At 52.7% G+C, this 17276-nt stretch carries 19 protein-coding genes and 1 tRNA gene; 3 read left to right on the forward strand and 17 right to left on the reverse strand.

The annotated features are described in order from the left end of the window. The 11 genes from fabF to THEVEDRAFT_RS04965 form a co-directional block, all read right to left on the reverse strand. Window positions 1-1239 (reverse strand): beta-ketoacyl-ACP synthase II, encoded by a 1239-nt coding sequence (gene fabF / locus THEVEDRAFT_RS04915; RefSeq protein ID WP_006583608.1) that lies wholly within the window; start codon window positions 1237-1239, stop codon window positions 1-3. Window positions 1240-1368: 129 nt separating this feature from the next. Then, window positions 1369-1620, reverse strand: a complete 252-nt coding sequence (acpP, locus tag THEVEDRAFT_RS04920; protein WP_006583609.1) for an acyl carrier protein — start codon at window positions 1618-1620, stop codon at window positions 1369-1371. Window positions 1621-1640: 20 nt separating this feature from the next. Then, window positions 1641-2384 carry a 3-oxoacyl-[acyl-carrier-protein] reductase gene (fabG, locus tag THEVEDRAFT_RS04925; RefSeq protein ID WP_006583610.1) on the reverse strand — a complete coding sequence of 248 codons (744 nt, stop codon included), beginning with the start codon at window positions 2382-2384 and terminating at the stop codon, window positions 1641-1643. 1 nt (window position 2385) lies between these two features. Further along, on the reverse strand, window positions 2386-3336 hold the full coding sequence (gene fabD, locus THEVEDRAFT_RS04930) for an ACP S-malonyltransferase (RefSeq protein ID WP_006583611.1): 951 nt from the start codon (window positions 3334-3336) through the stop codon (window positions 2386-2388). 1 nt (window position 3337) lies between these two features. Further along, a complete protein-coding gene (gene fabK / locus THEVEDRAFT_RS04935; RefSeq protein ID WP_040825769.1) occupies window positions 3338-4318 on the reverse strand; it encodes an enoyl-[acyl-carrier-protein] reductase FabK in 981 nt (326 codons plus the stop codon). A 19-nt stretch (window positions 4319-4337) separates the two neighbouring features. Then, the gene (locus THEVEDRAFT_RS04940; protein ID WP_006583613.1) at window positions 4338-5342 is read right to left on the reverse strand and encodes a 3-oxoacyl-ACP synthase III family protein; all 1005 of its coding nucleotides are present in this window, start codon (window positions 5340-5342) and stop codon (window positions 4338-4340) included. Next, the gene (gene plsX, locus THEVEDRAFT_RS04945; protein ID WP_006583614.1) at window positions 5343-6347 is read right to left on the reverse strand and encodes a phosphate acyltransferase PlsX; all 1005 of its coding nucleotides are present in this window, start codon (window positions 6345-6347) and stop codon (window positions 5343-5345) included. It abuts the gene before it with no gap. A gap of 20 nt (window positions 6348-6367) precedes the next feature. Continuing rightward, window positions 6368-6946: a transcription factor FapR gene (gene fapR, locus THEVEDRAFT_RS04950; RefSeq protein WP_006583615.1), complete on the reverse strand. Its 579-nt coding sequence runs from the start codon at window positions 6944-6946 to the stop codon at window positions 6368-6370. Between the two features lie 118 nt (window positions 6947-7064). Continuing rightward, the gene (gene rpmF, locus THEVEDRAFT_RS04955; protein ID WP_006583616.1) at window positions 7065-7259 is read right to left on the reverse strand and encodes a 50S ribosomal protein L32; all 195 of its coding nucleotides are present in this window, start codon (window positions 7257-7259) and stop codon (window positions 7065-7067) included. An 18-nt stretch (window positions 7260-7277) separates the two neighbouring features. Beyond that, window positions 7278-7844, reverse strand: coding sequence for a YceD family protein (locus THEVEDRAFT_RS09160; protein WP_006583617.1), 567 nt, complete (start codon window positions 7842-7844; stop codon window positions 7278-7280). Window positions 7845-7850: 6 nt separating this feature from the next. Then, window positions 7851-9047: an acetate/propionate family kinase gene (locus THEVEDRAFT_RS04965; protein WP_040825775.1), complete on the reverse strand. Its 1197-nt coding sequence runs from the start codon at window positions 9045-9047 to the stop codon at window positions 7851-7853. An 81-nt stretch (window positions 9048-9128) separates the two neighbouring features. Between THEVEDRAFT_RS04965 and THEVEDRAFT_RS04970 the strand changes: the two genes are divergently transcribed. After that, window positions 9129-10376, forward strand: coding sequence for a tRNA(Met) cytidine acetate ligase (locus tag THEVEDRAFT_RS04970; RefSeq protein ID WP_006583619.1), 1248 nt, complete (start codon window positions 9129-9131; stop codon window positions 10374-10376). Here the strand turns inward: THEVEDRAFT_RS04970 and coaD are convergent. Genes coaD through trmB form a run of 3 tightly spaced genes read right to left on the reverse strand, consistent with a single transcriptional unit; the run spans window position 10327 to window position 12306 of the window. Continuing rightward, entirely contained in the window at window positions 10327-10824 is a 498-nt protein-coding gene (gene coaD, locus THEVEDRAFT_RS04975; protein ID WP_006583620.1) for a pantetheine-phosphate adenylyltransferase, read from the reverse strand. The genes THEVEDRAFT_RS04970 and coaD overlap by 50 nt on opposite strands. Beyond that, window positions 10821-11348 carry an RsmD family RNA methyltransferase gene (locus THEVEDRAFT_RS04980; RefSeq protein WP_006583621.1) on the reverse strand — a complete coding sequence of 176 codons (528 nt, stop codon included), beginning with the start codon at window positions 11346-11348 and terminating at the stop codon, window positions 10821-10823. The genes coaD and THEVEDRAFT_RS04980 overlap by 4 nt, the downstream gene beginning before the upstream one ends. Then, window positions 11338-12306, reverse strand: a complete 969-nt coding sequence (trmB, locus tag THEVEDRAFT_RS04985; RefSeq protein ID WP_006583622.1) for a tRNA (guanosine(46)-N7)-methyltransferase TrmB — start codon at window positions 12304-12306, stop codon at window positions 11338-11340. Before trmB ends, THEVEDRAFT_RS04980 begins: the two co-directional genes overlap by 11 nt. Window positions 12307-12514: 208 nt before the next feature. On the opposite strand from trmB, the gene THEVEDRAFT_RS04990 reads away from it, so the two are divergent. Together THEVEDRAFT_RS04990 and rsmA are read left to right on the forward strand one after the other, a co-directional pair. After that, window positions 12515-12592: transfer RNA gene (locus THEVEDRAFT_RS04990), tRNA-Pro, on the forward strand. A 91-nt stretch (window positions 12593-12683) separates the two neighbouring features. Next, window positions 12684-13508: a 16S rRNA (adenine(1518)-N(6)/adenine(1519)-N(6))-dimethyltransferase RsmA gene (gene rsmA, locus THEVEDRAFT_RS04995; protein WP_006583623.1), complete on the forward strand. Its 825-nt coding sequence runs from the start codon at window positions 12684-12686 to the stop codon at window positions 13506-13508. 174 nt (window positions 13509-13682) lie between these two features. Here rsmA and THEVEDRAFT_RS05000 read toward each other — a convergent pair whose 3' ends face one another. The 3 genes from THEVEDRAFT_RS05000 to THEVEDRAFT_RS05010 form a co-directional block, all read right to left on the reverse strand. Continuing rightward, window positions 13683-13964 (reverse strand): HU family DNA-binding protein, encoded by a 282-nt coding sequence (locus THEVEDRAFT_RS05000; protein WP_006583624.1) that lies wholly within the window; start codon window positions 13962-13964, stop codon window positions 13683-13685. 101 nt (window positions 13965-14065) lie between these two features. Then, window positions 14066-15388, reverse strand: a complete 1323-nt coding sequence (gene der / locus THEVEDRAFT_RS05005; RefSeq protein ID WP_006583625.1) for a ribosome biogenesis GTPase Der — start codon at window positions 15386-15388, stop codon at window positions 14066-14068. Between the two features lie 105 nt (window positions 15389-15493). Further along, the gene (locus tag THEVEDRAFT_RS05010) at window positions 15494-17275 is read right to left on the reverse strand and encodes a primosomal protein N' family DNA-binding protein (RefSeq protein WP_006583626.1); all 1782 of its coding nucleotides are present in this window, start codon (window positions 17273-17275) and stop codon (window positions 15494-15496) included. Window position 17276: the final 1 nt, after the last annotated feature.

A 17276-nucleotide genomic window follows, 5' to 3' on the forward strand; every position in this document is an offset into this window, starting at 1 on the left:
CTATCCCTCGTACTTCTTGAGAGCTAAAACAGCATTATGGCCGCCAAAACCGAAGTTATTCACCAGCACACAGCGAACGTCCTTCCTAATCGCTTTAGTACCCACCACGTTGACGTTGCACTCGGGATCCGGGTTCTCATAGTTCAAGGTCGGATGCACTATACCTTCAACTATGGATTGCAAGGCCGCTATGGTCTCAAGAGCACCGGCAGCGCCCAGGCCGTGACCTATCATAGACTTGGTAGAGTTTACCAAAACATCGTTCGCCCGGTCACCAAATAGGGATCTTATGGCAGCACTCTCCATCTTATCGTTCAATGGGGTAGAGGTGCCGTGGGCGTTTATAAGATCCACTTCATCGGGGCTGAGACCAGCCTTACGAAGCGCCATCTCCATAGCCCGCCTGGGACCTTCACCCTCAGGATCCGGGGCAGTGATGTGGTAGGCATCACAGGTATTACCGTACCCCACGACCTCGGCGATTATGTTAGCCCCCCTCTTAAGGGCATGCTCCAGCTCCTCAAATATGAGGATACCAGCCCCCTCCCCCATAACAAACCCATCCCTCTCAATGTCAAAGGGCCTGGAAGCCCGTTGAGGCTCGTCATTTCGGGTAGACAGGGCCTTAAGGGCCGCAAAACCAGCCACCGCAATTGGGGTTATAGCCGCCTCTGCACCTCCGGTTATCATCACATCCGCATCGCCCCGCAAGATGGTCTCATAGGCCTCTCCCATGCTGTGCGTAGCAGAAGCACAGGCGGTAACCACCGCCATGTTAGGGCCCTTAGCTCCGTAGGTTATGGCCACATAAGCGGCTGGCATGTTGCTCAGCATCATAGGAACGAAGAAGGGACTCACTCGAGATGGGCCCTTATCCCGGAGTATCCCATAGTTTTCATTGGTGGTGTTTATACCCCCCTCGCCACTTCCTACATAGACTCCGAAGCGGTAGGGATCTATCTTATGCACGTCCAGCTGTGCATCCTTAACCGCCATGGCGGCGGCAGCGGTGACGAAGTGGATGACCCGGTCCGCTCTGCGGGCCTCCTTCTTGTCCATCCAATCTTCAGGGTTAAAATCTTTCACCTCAGCGGCTATTTTAACCGCATAATCGGTAGCATCGAAGAGAGAGATGGTGCCAACACCGCTGCGGCCCTCCTCCAGGGCACGCCAATAGGTCTCTCGGCCAAGTCCTATGGGGCTTACGACTCCGAGGCCCGTGACGACGACTCTTCTCAAACCAGGTCACTCCCTTGTATTGAGGGTTTTCTCACTTTCCGCAGCCTTAAAAAAACAGTTGCCAACGACAATCGTGGCCTTAATCCTAAACATATGGGGGATGGGAAGCTCCATCCCCCTGGAACGCTGCTACTCCTCGATACCAAGCTTGCTCTTCACGTAGTTGATAGCATCACCAACGGTAGCAAGCTTCTCCGCATCCTCGTCGGGGATCTCGATATCGAACTCCTCCTCAATACCCATGATAAGCTCCACTATATCGAGGGAGTCCGCTCCCAGGTCCTCCACAAAGGAAGCCTCGGGCTTGATCTGATCCTCCTCCACGTTAAGGCGATCCATCACTATCTCCTTTAAGCGGGACATGAGCTCCTCCATCTGCATTTCATTCACCTCCTTCCAAGCTACATGGTCATTCCGCCATCAACAGCTATCACCTGTCCGGTGATGTAAGAGGCACCCTCGGAAGCTAAAAAAGCCACAAGCTCTGCCACATCCTCCGGTGTCCCCGTCCGGCCAAGGGGTATCTGACCCTTTAAAGCCTCCTTGACCGAATCACCAAGAACCCTGGTCATATCAGTGTCTATATACCCGGGAGCCACCACGTTAGCGGTGATCCCACGGCTAGCCACCTCCCTGGCCAAGCTCTTGGTAAACCCTATTAACCCCGCCTTAGCAGCGGAGTAGTTGGCCTGTCCTGCGTTCCCAATAAGCCCGACTACGGAGCTTATGTTTATTATCCTACCCCATCTGGCCTTGGTCATCCCCCGAAGAACCTGCCTAACACAGAGAAAAGCGGATGTCAGGTTGGTCCTTACGACCTCATCCCAGTCAGAATCCTTCATCCTCATGAGAAGGCCATCCCTGGTGATCCCCGCATTGTTGACAAGGACCTCCACTGGTCCCATAGCAGCTTCCACCCGCTCAAACATGGACGCCACAGAAGATGGGTCACTTACATCGGCCTTAAATATCTCCGCCTCCCCACCCATATCGCGGATCCTATCGCGCACCTCCGCCGCTTTATCCTCAGAAGAGTTGTAATTAACCGCAACCCTAAAACCGTCCATCCCAAGTCGGAGTGCCACCGCCCTGCCTATGCCCCTACTGGCACCGGTCACAAGAGCCACCTTTCGGTGCGAAGACATTCTAGTGGTCACCCCCTATAAAATCAAGTAAACCTTCTAAATCTTGGACCTTTGACAGGCTAATACCCTTAACGCCCTTTACACAACGTTTAACAAGACCAGTGAGCACGTTACCAGGTCCTATTTCCACGAAACGCTGAACTCCTGCGTCCACCATAGTCTTCACACTGTCTAACCAAAGGACGGGAGAATATGTCTGCTCAAGAAGCCGACCTTTTATATCCTCTATATCCCTCCTTGGTTGGGCATCCACGTTCGAAACCAACGGAAAGGACGGGGCAGACCAACTCACCGAGCCAAAGGCCTCCCGCAAGGCATCAGCCACAGGTCTCATGAGCGAACAGTGGAAAGGAGCGCTAACCTTCAGCGGGATAACCTTAGATGCTCCGGCTTCCTTTGCCATCTGAGCTGCCACATCCACCGCAGAAGCCTCTCCAGATATCACTATTTGTCCCGGGGCGTTGTAGTTGGCCATCTCGCACACCCCATGGGAACACGCTCTGGAGCAGATATCCCTCACCACGTCTACATCAAGGCCGAGAACCGCCACCATGGCCCCCTTGCCCAACGGGACCGCCTCCTGCATCTTGCTCCCCCTGAGGTGTACAAGCCTCACCGCATCCGCCACCGATATCGCTCCTGCGGCCGCTAACGCCGTGTACTCACCAAGGCTATGCCCCGCCACAAAGGCGGGAGACAGAGAAATGCCCTTATCGCTTCTCAGGGCCGCCCAAATAGCCAGCGAAACGGTCAATATGGCAGGTTGAGTCAACGCGGTCTTCTTCAACTCATCCTCCGGACCGGAAAATATTATCTCTGAAAGGGCAAAACCCAAGGCAGAATCCGCTTCCTCAAAGACCTTCCTGGCAGAAGGGTAAGACTCGTAGAAATCCCGCCCCATACCCACTTCTTGTGCCCCCTGGCCTGGGAAGACCAGCGCGTAATCGCTCATCCTACATTCCCTCCTCTAGACAGAGAGACCTAAAAAAGCTTCCCACAACACCCATATTCTCCGCCACATCCGCCGCTTGGGCAAATATCCTCCTTATGACCTCGGCGGCACTGGGGATATCATCGATCATGCCAGCACACTGACCAGCCATAACCGATCCCCATTCCACATCCCCATCAACCACCGCAGCCCTGAGCCTTCCGGAACCAAAAGCCTCTATCTCCTCAACAGAAGCCCCGTTCCTCTCCATCTCCTCAAACTTGGTGGAGAATTTGTTCTTTATACACCTTACGGGGTGACCAGTTGAACGGCCGGTAACAACCGTGCTCCTATCACCCGCCTTAAGTATCATCTCCTTATACCTCTGGTGAGCCGAACATTCCCTCACACAAACAAACCTGGTACCCATTTGAACCCCTTCTGCCCCTAAAGCGAAAGCCGCAGCAACCCCTCGGCCATCGGCAATTCCTCCGGCAGCTATCACGGGGATGGAAACTGCATCCACTACCTGCGGCACCAGGGCGAAGGTGGATATCTCCCCTATATGCCCACCAGACTCCAACCCCTCCGCTATAACAGCGTCAGCCCCCTGCTGCTCAACCCGCCGTGCATGAGCAACCGAAGCCACAACTGGTATTATCTTAGCCCCCAAGGGCTTAAGCCTCTCTATAACCTTACCGGGCTTCCCAGCCCCAGTGGTTATGACCGGCACCCTATGAACCGCGGCTATCTCGATTACGTCGTCCGCAGTGGGGGATAGCAGCATTATGTTGAGACCGAATGGACGATCTGTCAGTTCCCTGACCCGATGAAGCTCCCGATCCAACAGTTCAGGGGGCATGTTAGCCGCAGCTATGATCCCAAGACCACCTGCGTTACTAACCGCCGCAGCCAGCTGAGCATCCGCGACCCAAGCCATACCACCCTGAAAGACCGGGTACCTTATCCCAGTAAGCTCTAAGATCCTATTAGACAAGGACATCAACTCTCACGGGCACCTCCTAAAACTCCATCAACATGGCCCCATAGGTCATGCCAGCTCCGAAGGAGGAGATCACTACTTTATCCCCCTTACGAATACGCCCAGAAACAATCGCCTCGTGAAGAGCCATCATTATCGAGGCACAGGAGGTGTTGCCATATTTATCCAAGTTCACCACCGCCCGCTCCTCTGGGACCCCAAGACGCCTCAACACTCCCTCCATTATCCTCCAATTCGCCTGATGGAAAACCCAGCTGGAGACATCCCCCGGAGCGAAACCCATTTCACCAAGAAAACCATCAAGGAACGGCGGTATCTCGCGATTTACGAACTTAAATACATCGTTACCCTTCATCTTGACCCAGTGAAGACCCTGGTCTACCGTTTCGTGAGATGCAGGATGCTCGACAAGACCTCCCATCAGGGTTATGAGATCATGCTTCGCACCATCAGCCTTCAACGAAAAACCAAGAACCCTACCAGATAACCCCTCATCCCTTGCAGGACCCAAAACAACCGCCCCAGCGCCATCGCCAAAGAGGACACAGGTATTCCGATCGTTCCAGTCAACCAGCCTAGATAGGACTTCCGCTCCAACCACTAATATGTATTTAAACACACCAGATGCTACAAAGGACGCTCCCATGGCCAAGGCGTAAAGGGATCCGGTACAGCCGGACTGCACATCTGCAGCCCCAGCCTTAACAGCCCCAAGGCGCCCCTGCAACTTAGCCGCCACGGATGGGAAAAGGGTATCCGGCGAGTTGGTTCCAACCAATATAAGATCCAGATCTTCAGGAGATATCCCCGCCCTCTCAAGGGCCATCCTAGAAGCCTCTTCAGATATGTCGGAGGTTAGAACCCCTTCCTCCGCTACAAACCTGGTCCTTATGCCGGTTCTCTCAACTATCCATTGATCAGAGGTATCTACCATCTTTTCCAAATCTTGGTTGGTGACCACCTTACCAGGCACCGCCATTCCGCTGCCAAGCACAGCCACCCCCAAGCCGCCCAATTTAGGCATCTAGATCCCCCCCTTGGCAAGTTCATCCTCTATGGTCTGTACTCCTCGCCTAGCCACAAAGTCCCTGGCCACCATAAGGGCGTTGCATATGGCCTTGGCCCTGGACCTTCCATGAGCCTTTATGACTGTCCCTCTAACCCCAAGGAGAGGCGTACCACCATGCCTCTCGTAGTCAAACCTATAATGAAGCTTCTTTAGCATGGGCAGCATGAAAAGGAGACCTACCTTAGGGAGGAAACTCTTGGATATCTCCTCCTTCATGAGGTTCATGACCCCCTCCCCAAGCCCCTCACCAAATTTAAGCAGCACGTTGCCCGTATAACCATCACAAACCACCACATCGGTGGTCCCCAAGGGCACATCCTTACCCTCCACATAACCAACGAAGTTCAAAGAGCTCGCCTTCAGCATTTCTCTAGCCTGAAGGACCACGTCATCACCCTTTATATCCTCCTCTCCGTTGGAGAGAAGGGCAACCGTGGGATCTGATACCCCCACAAGAGATTTCATATATATTGAACCCATGAGGGCAAACTGGGTTAAGTTAATCGGCTTGCAACGAACCGTTGCCCCAACATCCAACAGGAGGCTCACCCGGGAGGACAAAGTGGCTATTGGAACCCCTAGGCCAGGTCTATCGATGCCAGGGATCCTGCCCAATACCAATATTCCTCCAGCCACAATAGCACCCGTGTTGCCCGCAGATATGACCGCCTCCGCGTCTTTGACGCGCACCATCTCCATGGCCAGTCTCATGCTGGAGTTTCGCTTCTTCCTTATCGAGACTGACGGGGATTCATCCATTGAAATAAACTCATCGGTATGAACCAAATGTATTCTTTTCCTAACTTCAGCAGGGGCTTCATCTAAAAAGGAGGACATCTTAGATGCATCTCCCACCAGCGCCACTTGAAGGGACGAATCCATCTGACACGCCATAATAGCCCCCCTACAGGGTTCCAAAGGGGCTTTATCTCCTCCCATGGCATCCACAGCCAAAATCATCCGCAATCCTCCCCCAGGACTTAAAGACCGCTCTCTTGATCCAAGTTAACCACTATAAATCGCCCGATGAATATCTCCCGGTCTTTGACCCTTGTCCTAACGCTTACCACATATTTGTTGCCTTTATGAATACCCACCTTAGATCTAGCCAAGAGCTTATCCCCTACCAGCGCAGGATACCTGTATCTTATCCTCGCACTACCGGCTATCACCATCTCCGCTCCTATGGTGGCCATGGCTAAAGTGCTGGCTTGAGCATATATGAAGTGATCCCATATCCTATCGGTACCTCTGAAGGCCATGTCCGAAGTGGCTTCCAACATAGAAAGGGCTCCCACATCGGGCTCGAGCTCAAGCAGATCCCCTACCACTTCATCCCTCGTAAGAGACCTAAGCCTGCTGCCCGCTGCCTCTGCCATCACCCTCATCCTCTCTCGAAGCTCCGGAATGCCCAATATAACCCGGTCAAGCCTTACGGTGCTTACGCTAACCTTCAGCCTCTCCGCGAGCTCCTCGTCCGTCAAAAGAGGGTTAGACTTTATGAGGTCCATAAGGACCTTGTGTCTTGCCTTGCGATGGTCGGACCTCGTTGAAATCACTTCCTCTTAGCATCTGGTACTAATAACTGCTCAGAATGCCTGAGAGTATAAAAAAACTCGCCTCCGCCGTCAATAGGCAAAGGCGAGCGAGAACCGAAGGCTAAAACCGAACCCCCTGCTACTCCTTCTCCTCGGAACCCTTAACCACCTGCCTGCCCCTGTAGTATCCACAGGCAGGACAGGCCCTGTAGGTCTGAATTGTCTCCCCACAGTGGGAACAGGTAGTAAGGCTGGGAACATCCAGAGCCCCAAGCCAATGGGCCTTCCTGTTGTGAGTCCTAGAGTGGGAAACGCGCCTCTTGGGCGTGGCCATCGAAAAACACCCCCTTCATCATTTTTCTTCCCCCAACCCTTGGAGCTTTAGCCGCAAGACCTCCATTCGAGGATCCGTGACAACGCCACCACATCCACATGGGCCATCGTTGAGATCGGCTCCACAAGACGGGCAAAGCCCCAAACAATCATCCTTACAGACCAACCTGAAAGGGATCGAGGAGGCAAGAACCTCCCAAAGGATGGGGACCAAATCAATTCTGTCGGACCAAGAATCTAGATTACACCAAAATTCCTCTTCTTGGAAGCCCTCCGCTTTAGCCTCCGAGATCCCATCTCCTCCTACAGAGATGAAAAAAGAGTCCTCCCCCTCGACGGTTGTTATGGCATCCCCAAGACAACGGGCACATTGGCCAGCGATCTCGCACTTAAAAGAGACCCTTAGCACAACTCCCCCTGAGGTTCGGGTGGCCAGGACAACGAAGTTCAACCCTCTTGGGAACGAATACCCCAACCGGTCATCGGTGATTGCAAGAAAGATCCTCTCTTCCAGGTCTGATCCGTCTTGAGGTATGGCGTTTAAGGGAATCTCTTCCTGCCAATCAAGAGGAAAGGGTTTTTCCATGCCAACTTATCCTCTAAGCACCAATTCCTTGGTATCCCTGGCTATAACCAATTCCTCGTTGGTTGGTATCACAAAGACCTTAACCCTGGAATCCGGCGCGCTTAGCTCGGCCTCCTTGCCCCTCACCTTATTCTTAGATGGGTCAAACTTAACCCCCAAGAACTCAAGATGCTTACAAACCTCTTCCCTAACCAGGTCGCTGTTCTCTCCAATTCCAGCGGTAAATACTATGGCATCCAACCCGCCCATAGCCGCAGCATAGGCTCCTATGTACTTCCTTATGCCGTAACACAACATATCAAAAGCCAGCTTGGCCCGCTCGTTACCCTTCTCCATGGCCTCCTCTACATCCCTCATGTCGCTGGAGATGCCGCTTATCCCGCAGACACCGCTCTTCTTGTGAACCACATCGCTCACAGTCTTAGCATCTCCATACTTCTCCATGAGATATATCATCACCGATGGGTCAAGATTCCCGGACCTAGTACCCATAAGAATTCCCTCAGTGGTACCATAACCGAGACTGGTATCAACGCTCTTACCTCCATCCACAGCGGTTATGGAACTCCCATTACCAAGGTGACAGGTGACTATTTTAAGTTGTTCTACGGGCCTGTTCATCACCTGAGCCACCCGGTGAGCCACGTAGAAATGGCTGGTGCCGTGGAAACCATAACGACGCACCCTATCCACCTGGTAATGCTCATAGGGAATACCGTACATGTAAGCATGAGGAGGCATGGTCTGATGAAAAGCGGTATCAAACACCGCCACGTTGGGCAACCCAGGCAGGGCGTTCATGACCGCCTTTATCCCCATGAGGTTGGCGGGGTTGTGGAGAGGCGCTAATGGGATAACCTCTTCAATACCCTTAAGGACCTCCTGATCCACAAGCACGGAGCTGGTAAAACGCTCGCCTCCGTGAACTACCCGGTGGCCTGCGGCGGAAAGCTCAGAAAGATCCTTGAGCACCCCGTGATGCAAATCCAACAGGGCATCAATAACCAGCTTCACCGCCACGTCGTGGTTAGGAATGTCGGTCTCCTTTACCACCGGATCCATCCCTACCTTCACATGCTTGATCCTGGATCCATGGATACCGATTCTCTCAACCAGCCCCTTAGCCAAAAGGGTCTCATCGGACATGTCGATGAGCTGGTACTTCAAAGATGAGCTTCCGCAGTTCAACACCAAGACCTTCACAAAAATCCAGCCTCCCTCCACTTGACTACCCAACCCGGCGGAAACTATCCTTACCCAGCCAACGCCGGGAGGTGACCTCATTTGTATGATACTCCCATAATCGGGATAGTTGCAGAATATAACCCATTGCATAAAGGACACAAACACCACTTAGAAAGCACCAAGGAGCTATTCCCCAACTGCCCCATCGTGGTGGTACTGTCCGCCAACTTCGTCCAAAGGGGCGAACCCGCATTCCTCGACAAATGGAGCCGGGCGGAAGCGGCCCTCAAAGCCGGAGCAGACCTCGTCTTAGACCTGCCGACCCCCTTCTCATGTCATCAAGCCCAGGTCTTCGCTTCCGCAGCGGTGGACATCCTATGGGGCACCGGACTGGTGACCCACATGTCCTTTGGGATGGAAGACCCTAGTGATCTCCTTGAAAAAGCCGGATCCATATTAATACAGGAACCCCCTGCCTTCAAGCACAGCCTTAAGAAATGGCTGAACCAAGGGTTCTCTTTCGTAGAAGCCAGGACCAGGGCATTGGATGAGGTCGAACCGGGCCTCGGAGGCTTCCTAAAGGGATCAAATAATCTGCTGGCTCTGGCATACAAGATTAGGATAATGTCTCGGGGGCTCCCTATAAAGACCGTTGCCATAAGGAGAATAGGCGCCGGGTATAACGAAAAGGACTTCTATGACATCCCCAGCGCCACCGCTGTAAGAAGCCTATGGGCATCCGACAAAAAAGAACGGGCCTTGGAAGGCCTCCCGGATTTCTCCCGCGAAATACTTGAACGGGAGGAAAAGCTGGGAAGGGTTGTCCTCCGGGGAAACCCCACCTGGTGGGACCTGCTTCGTTGGAAAATACTGAGCTCCTCCAGAGAAGAAATCTCCTTATCCGCCGAGATGTCCGAAGGGCTTGAGAACAGCTTGAAGAAATGGGCTGCTAAAGCCCTCAGCTATGACGAATTCCTAGACATGATGGTAAGCCGCCGCTATCCAAGGAGCAGGATACAACGACTGTGCTGCCATCTTCTACTAGGCTATAACCACTGGTTTAACCGAGCGGCCCAAAGGTTGGGACCATCCTGGATAGGAGTCCTGGGCATGAGCCCTGTTGGAAACTCTCTATTACGGCGCATGAGGGAATCCGCCAGGCTTCCGGTGATCTCCCGCTTCACATCCCCAAGGGACCAATACTCCAGGGAACTGCTTAAAATAGAGGAGAGGGCCTGTAGGCTCTGGGAAATGCTAGTCAAAGGTGATGTCGACTACTTCCGAAGCCGAAGGGTTATTAGGACCTTCGAAAGTCCACCGGCGGGATCCTCTCCCTCATCCTTCTGAACACCCCAGGGGGCACCATATCCTGTATGGAGCCCCCAAAGCTGTACACCTCCTTCACCCCACGACTGGACAGGTATGAGTACTGAGCGTCGGTTACAATGAACATGGTCTCTATCTCCGGAGCCAATTGGCGATTCATCTGGGCCAGCTGAAACTCGTACTCAAAATCAGAAAGGGCCCTCAGTCCCCTTATGATTATCCGGCTTCGTTTGCGTCTCATGAAATCCACCAAGAGCCCCTCAAAGGCATCCACCTTAACCGAGGGGAGATGGCTAAGGGCCTCCCTGGCCATCATCTGCCTCTCCTCCACGCTGAACGTAGCCCTCTTTTGTGGATTGTGAAGAACCGCTACCACAAGCTCATCAAAAAGAGCTGCAGCCCTCTCCGCTATATAGACATGACCGTTGGTTATAGGGTCGAAGGACCCAGGGTAAACCGCCCTTATCAAACCCCATCACCCCCATCCCAATCCCAAAAGAACGAGAGCACCGTCTCCCCATATATCCGGTCATCCCTTGAGAGGTTACCTGGCAAAGGCTCCCTCACGCTGTGTTCCAAGACCAAGGTGCCACCGGTTTTTATTATGGATCTGTTGACGACAAAAAGGTCCATCAGCTCCTCCATCCAGCCCATGCAGTAGGGTGGATCCGCAAATACCACATGGTAACTATCCCCGTCCTTTGCCGCCCTCTGGACAAAGCGTCGCACATCACTTTTAACCACCCGAATTGCCTCTTCCCCAGTGCATATCTCCCTACAATAACGGCCATCCATCTCAACAGCAGTAACCTCAGCACCAAGCTCCCATGCCCTCCTGGCCACCCTGCCTGACCCGGAAAACAAATCCAAAAACCTAAGGCGGTCCAAGGGGCCCAATATGTTGAAAAGCGCCTGTATGACCTTCCCAGACGTGGGCCTTGCAGGCCCGGGAAGACCACGTTTCGGCCCATGGAGCCCATTTCTAGAGCTCAACTCTCAATACCCCAGCAGCCTCTTTTATGGCCATTCGGACAGCGGGAGTTCTGTAGGGATGACCCACAGGATCTAGCTTTACTCCGTAACCATTACCCTTTGGGTAAAAACGAATGTAAAAATGCTGCTCAAATCCATCGTCCACGGTTATGGCGGAAACCAAAATAACCCCGTCCCCACCGCGGAATATGTCCCTAAAAACAAACATGTGACCCTCTTTGCCACCCTTCCTGTCCCTTAAGGTCCCAACCAGATCATAGATCTCAACCTCTCTGGATACCTGCTGCCAAGCAACCTCCATATCAAAATCCTCCTCAACGTATGGACAAGCGTCCTCCACAGGGATATGCTCCTGAGCACCACCTTCATACCTGACCTCAACCAGGTAAGTATCCCTGCCCTGGGCCTTCCACTTCCTTTCATATTTCGTAAGAAACCCTCTAACTGGGTTAACCTCATACTGGACAACCGAAAAACCCTCCATAGCTTCAAAAAATTCCATAGTTGCCATGGCATACCATTCAACATCCGTAGCCAAGGAGAAGACCCCTTTGGGCTTCAGGTACTCGGACAACAGCCCGGCAAACCTAGGGCTCGTAACACGCCGCTCCGTGTGCCTCTTTTTAGGCCAAGGGCAAGGGAAATTCAGTATAACGCCATCCAGACTAGACCTCTTAAAGCAAAACCCTATCAGATATCTTGCATCACCCCTAAGTATCCTTACGTTATCAAGCCCCAATCTAAGGACCCTTCGAGCCGCCTTCGTAGCACACCACTGGCAAACCTCCATGCCCACAACCGCTGCCCTGCTCTCCTTAGAGGCCAGGTATGCAAGAAATCCCCCATCACCAAAGCCTATCTCCAAGAAAACCCTCCCATCCCATCCAGGGAACGAGAGGTCAAGCGGAAGCTTCTCAAGAGGACCGTTAAGTATCACCTTTCCCAAAGCCCAGCTCATTCAACATATGCCTCCAAACTTTAAGCTTTTATCCACCATCAAGCCATCCTAAAATCTCGGAAACGGAACCACTCGTAAATGGCAATAGCTATATATTATCCCCTTACACATAGCAACCTTTCAAGGGGATGGGGCTTCATAACAATCAAGTCCCTGCCAAACAAGCCCTTGACCAAATCAGCGAAAGGTAATAAAATACCCTTGCTTTCGGGATGTAGCGCAGCCTGGCTAGCGCACCTGCATGGGGTGCAGGTGGTCGGAGGTTCGAATCCTCTCATCCCGACCAGGATATAAAGGCGGGGGGTTTATCCCCGCCTTTGTTTTATTTTTGCAAGCCAACGTGTTCTAGAGGATCGAGGACTGGGGGATATGGGTAATTGAAAGATAGCAGGGCTTCAAACTACAGATTCAAACACAATACTGATATAGGGCAAAATTTTCTAGTAAACCAAGGGATAGTAGAAAACATAGTCAAAGCCGCCGAAATCCTGGATGGTGAGGTTGTGTTGGAGGTCGGGCCAGGGAAGGGCATCTTATCAAGGCAGATCCTCAAATGGCCATGCTCAAGGCTGATATCCATCGAAGTGGATCATAGATTATCACAATTTCTTGATCCCTTAACCCAAGAGGACGACAGGGTTACCATCATATGGGAAGACGCCCTAAGGATGAACTTTTTAAAGGATCTGCCATGCCCTCCGAGCTTAGTCATAGCCAACCTTCCATATCATATAACCACCCCCATCGTATGGAAGTTCCTGGAGGAGCTGGCACCTCAAGGCCTTACTCGTATGGTTTTGATGGTTCAGCGGGAAGCCGCAGTAAGGATGATCCAGCAAGAAGGCAGCAAGGATCGCTGCCCCCTGGGCATTACTCTGGAAGCGATGGGGATGGTTCGCAAGGTGCTGAACGTACCCCCTGGCGCCTTTCGCCCAATACCCAAAGTCCAATCTTCTGTGATAAGAATAGACATCACAGCAAACCGCCAACTACCCAGGGATCCAAACTGGAGAAGGATGCTGAAGATATCCTTTGCCCAAAGGAGGAAGACCCTTATTAACAACTGGGGCATCGCTGGGATACACCGTGATGAGGGTCTCAGACGGCTCATATCGGTGGGGCTGAGAGAAACCACCAGGGCAGAGGAAGTTCCTCTGAACACCTGGCTTAAGCTGTCCTCCTCATTCCAATGGTCGGAATAGAAAGCTGCAACCAAAGCTAAGACCCCTTACCCACTAACAACAGAAACCACGGTATGTCGATTCCGAGAAAAGAAGAAACCGAAGAAGACACCTTACCTTCCAGGATCCGCCCGGAAGGTAAGGTCCTCTCCGGCTCTTCTTTAGCCATACAGATTAGTAAGCCAACGGTCTTACTTACTTGTTAACCGCATCCTTAAGCGCCTTGCCAGCCCTGAAGACCGGGGCCTTCTTAGCGGGGATCTTTATGGTCTTGGTTGGATCCTGGGGGTTACGTCCCTCCCTAGCTGCCCTGGTCTGAACCTCAAAGGTACCAAACCCCACCAGCTGAACCTTGTCGCCCTTGGCCAGGGCCTCCTGAATCACATTGAAGAGGGCATCCACAGTCTCCGCCGCCTTCTTCTTGGTAAGATCCTCCACACTCTTGACCAGCTCATTAACTAGATCCGCCTTGGTCAACACAATTCACCTCCAAGATAAAATCCCCCCGTCCGAGACCAGAGGAAACAGAAAAAGCTTCGACCAATTATGATGCCCCAACGCTCATCCGGTCAAGGCTATCACTGAGATTGGTCCTCCTTGTTCCTGAACCAGATCCTTATAGGCGTACCTTCAAAATCCCCCATGGATCTTATAAGTTTCTCAAGGCGCCTCGTAAATGATCTATCCGCCAGTTCTCTATGATTAACAAAGAAGATGAACGTAGGGGGCGCCATGTCCGCCTGGGTCACATAATATATCTTCAGGTACCTACCCTTCCCATCTCCTGGCATCCTCTCAAACTGAAGGGTGTCACGAAGGAGCCTGTTCAGATCCGCGGTCTTAAGCCTTCTCAACCGGTTATTGTATGCCCTAGCTATCAGCTCAGGTACCTTCTGAATTCCCCTACCGGTCTTGGCGGATAGGAAAACCATCGGCGCGTAAGATAATGTAGGCAGTTCATCCCTTATCCTATCCCTTATACGGTCCCCAAGATCCTCAGAAGGGGTAAGGAGATCCCACTTGTTGACCCCAATAACCAATCCCTTCCCCCGCTCCTCCACGTGAAGCATCAGCCTTTTGTCTTGTTCGGTAAGCATCTCTGAAGCATCCATCAGGAGCAAGGCCACGTGAGACCTGTCTATGGCCTTTAAGGTTCTGACCACCGAATAATACTCCAACGAGTCATCGACCCGGCTCTTTCTCCTAAGCCCAGCGGTATCCATTATCCTAAACTTGAGCTGATTCCACTGGAAATCTACGTCCACAGTATCCCTAGTGGTACCAGGGATCGGACTTACCACCGCCCGTTCCTCCCCTATAAGGCGGTTAAAGAGGGATGACTTACCGACGTTTGGACGACCCACTATGGAAAACCTTATGGCCCCTTCGTCATCCTCAACAGGTTCATCATCAGGTAGAGACGAAGCCACCGCATCCAAAAGATCACCCATGTTTATACCATGCTCAACGCTTATGCCCATCACCAGGGGAAACCCCAGGGAGTAAGCGTCAAGAACGTTGTCTTCCCTCTTGGGATTGTCTATCTTGTTCATGGCCACAACCACCGGCTTAGAAGACCTCCTCAACATTTCAGCTATGGCCTCATCACCGGCAGTTACACCCTCTTTACCATCCAAGAGGAATATGACCACATCGCACTCTTTCAGGGCGATCTCCACCTGACGCCTTATGGCATCCTGGAAAGGATGCGGGGAAGCGGGTTCTATGCCCCCCGTATCAACAAGGTAAAACCTCTTTCCGTCCCACTCCGTCTCCGCATACAACCTATCCCTGGTAACACCCGGAATGTCCTCCACTATGGCCAACTTTTTCCCCACAAGACGATTAAAAAGGGACGACTTACCAACGTTTGGCCGCCCCACTATAGCCACCACGGACAAAGAGATCACCTCCTCACATAAAAAGTAAACTGCAAACCATCGGATCGAAAACCCCAAGACAAAGGACAAATGAACCCAACAACCAAGCGTAACGATGACTAATCACTAATCACTGAACACCCAAACCACCGGCAGCTTGGATGTGAGCCGCAGAGGGGGTGGGAGACAAGACATAACAGCCCCTACGTCCGCATCCCTGGACAGTTTAACCGTAAAACCTTCAGCATCCTCGGCAAACCCCATTATGCCCCCCGACGATTCAAGCCCCGCAAGGGCAACCCTGAAGGCCTCCAACGACGACGGTTCCACCCTTATCTTTAGAACCTTAGTAAAGGGTGGCATCCCTAGGGCTAAACGCTCTTTAATCTCTAATTCCCAAAAACGCCTCCAGCCGGATCTTAAAAATCGTCTCCAGCCACGAGCCGGGCGCAGGGTCTGGACCAGCAAAGTCCTCCCCTCTGGGGATTTACCTCGCCAAAGGGACTCCCACATGAGGGAAAGCGCTCGGAAATCCCTATCGTATCCGGCCTTTGAAAATCCCTCGGTATCGGCTTCTAACCAGGCAGCCAGGCTAACATCCCAGAGATCGCAAAGGGATAACACCGACCTGGTGCCAACAGCAAGAAACGGTGGTTTCGCCCCCTTGATCAGATCTTTAACTTGGGACTCCAGCATGTCACCGTCAAAGTATAGTACGCGGTGGTCACGGAACCTTTGCCTCGCCTCTTCCACAACCGCCTGGAGCCCCACCCTTCCCATCTCAAAAAACGGGCCACCACAAATCGGACAGCGTTCCGGCGATTCCCTGGAATCACCGCAAGAAGGGCATCTAATAACCCCCGACTCCGCATCAAGCCTCATCGCAGCCTCGCAAGAGACGCACTTTATATCCTCACCGCAATCCAGGCATACAAGATATCCCGCATAGCCCTTTCTATCAAGGATCCAAAGTGCCACATTGCCAGCCCTCAAAGCTCTTCGCGTATTGTTTATCAACGAATAGGATAAGAGACCACCTACGCCGCTGGACCCATTAGGTTTAACCAACATCACCCTTTTGGCCGCTGTTAGATCCCCCTCAGGCCTTCGGGCACACCGAAGGAAAACCTTGGAGGAGGGCAGCCTGGACCCCAAAAGCAGCTGCACACCAGATACTCTGCACCTTTCAACCACCATGGCCCGGATTGAAAACGTGGGGTAGGAGATAGGGATCCAAGCATCGGAGCTCTCATCGTCCATAAAGACCCGCCACCCCGGAGGAAAGGGCAAAAAGGCAGCCCCATGAGATCCCACCACAACCTCTACGTCACCACTAAGCATCCTTAGATAGGCTTTACGTTGAGATGAGGGGGATGAGGGCCACTCCAAAACTTTAAACCCTTCTCTTCTAAGGAGCTCCCCCTGAACAGCTGCTAATTGCCTCTGAGGGAAGAGGGCTACGAGTCTGGGGCCATACATTCGGGCCGCCTCAAGCACCCGGTCATGATCAGAAGGTAAGAGGACGTGTTCCATAAGGGGTTTCCGATCCTCCCGGATATCCACCCTGGGAAGAAGGATAGGGGCAGACGGTTTGTCCTGGTAAACCCAACGGGGCGCCACAAGCTCCAAAACCTTCCCCATGGGGATTCCAAGCCACTTGGAGGACCATCCAACCAGATACCACAGGTCCTGGGGTAACGGACTCCCTAAGACCTTCGATATGGACTTGAGCTCCCCAAGCACCCCGATCGAAGTCTCCAACGAAGATACCGTCACAACCCCGAAGGCATCCCTTCCTCCCCTTCCAAGGGGCACCTTAACAGGGACACCCTCTTCCAAAGGTTCATCCCATAAATACGTGAGAGGCCCCCGCCAAGGACCTGCTATCAGGACCCCCAGCGTAAACACT

The sequence above is a fragment of the Thermanaerovibrio velox DSM 12556 genome, from assembly GCF_000237825.1.
Lineage (GTDB): Bacteria > Synergistota > Synergistia > Synergistales > Synergistaceae > Thermanaerovibrio > Thermanaerovibrio velox.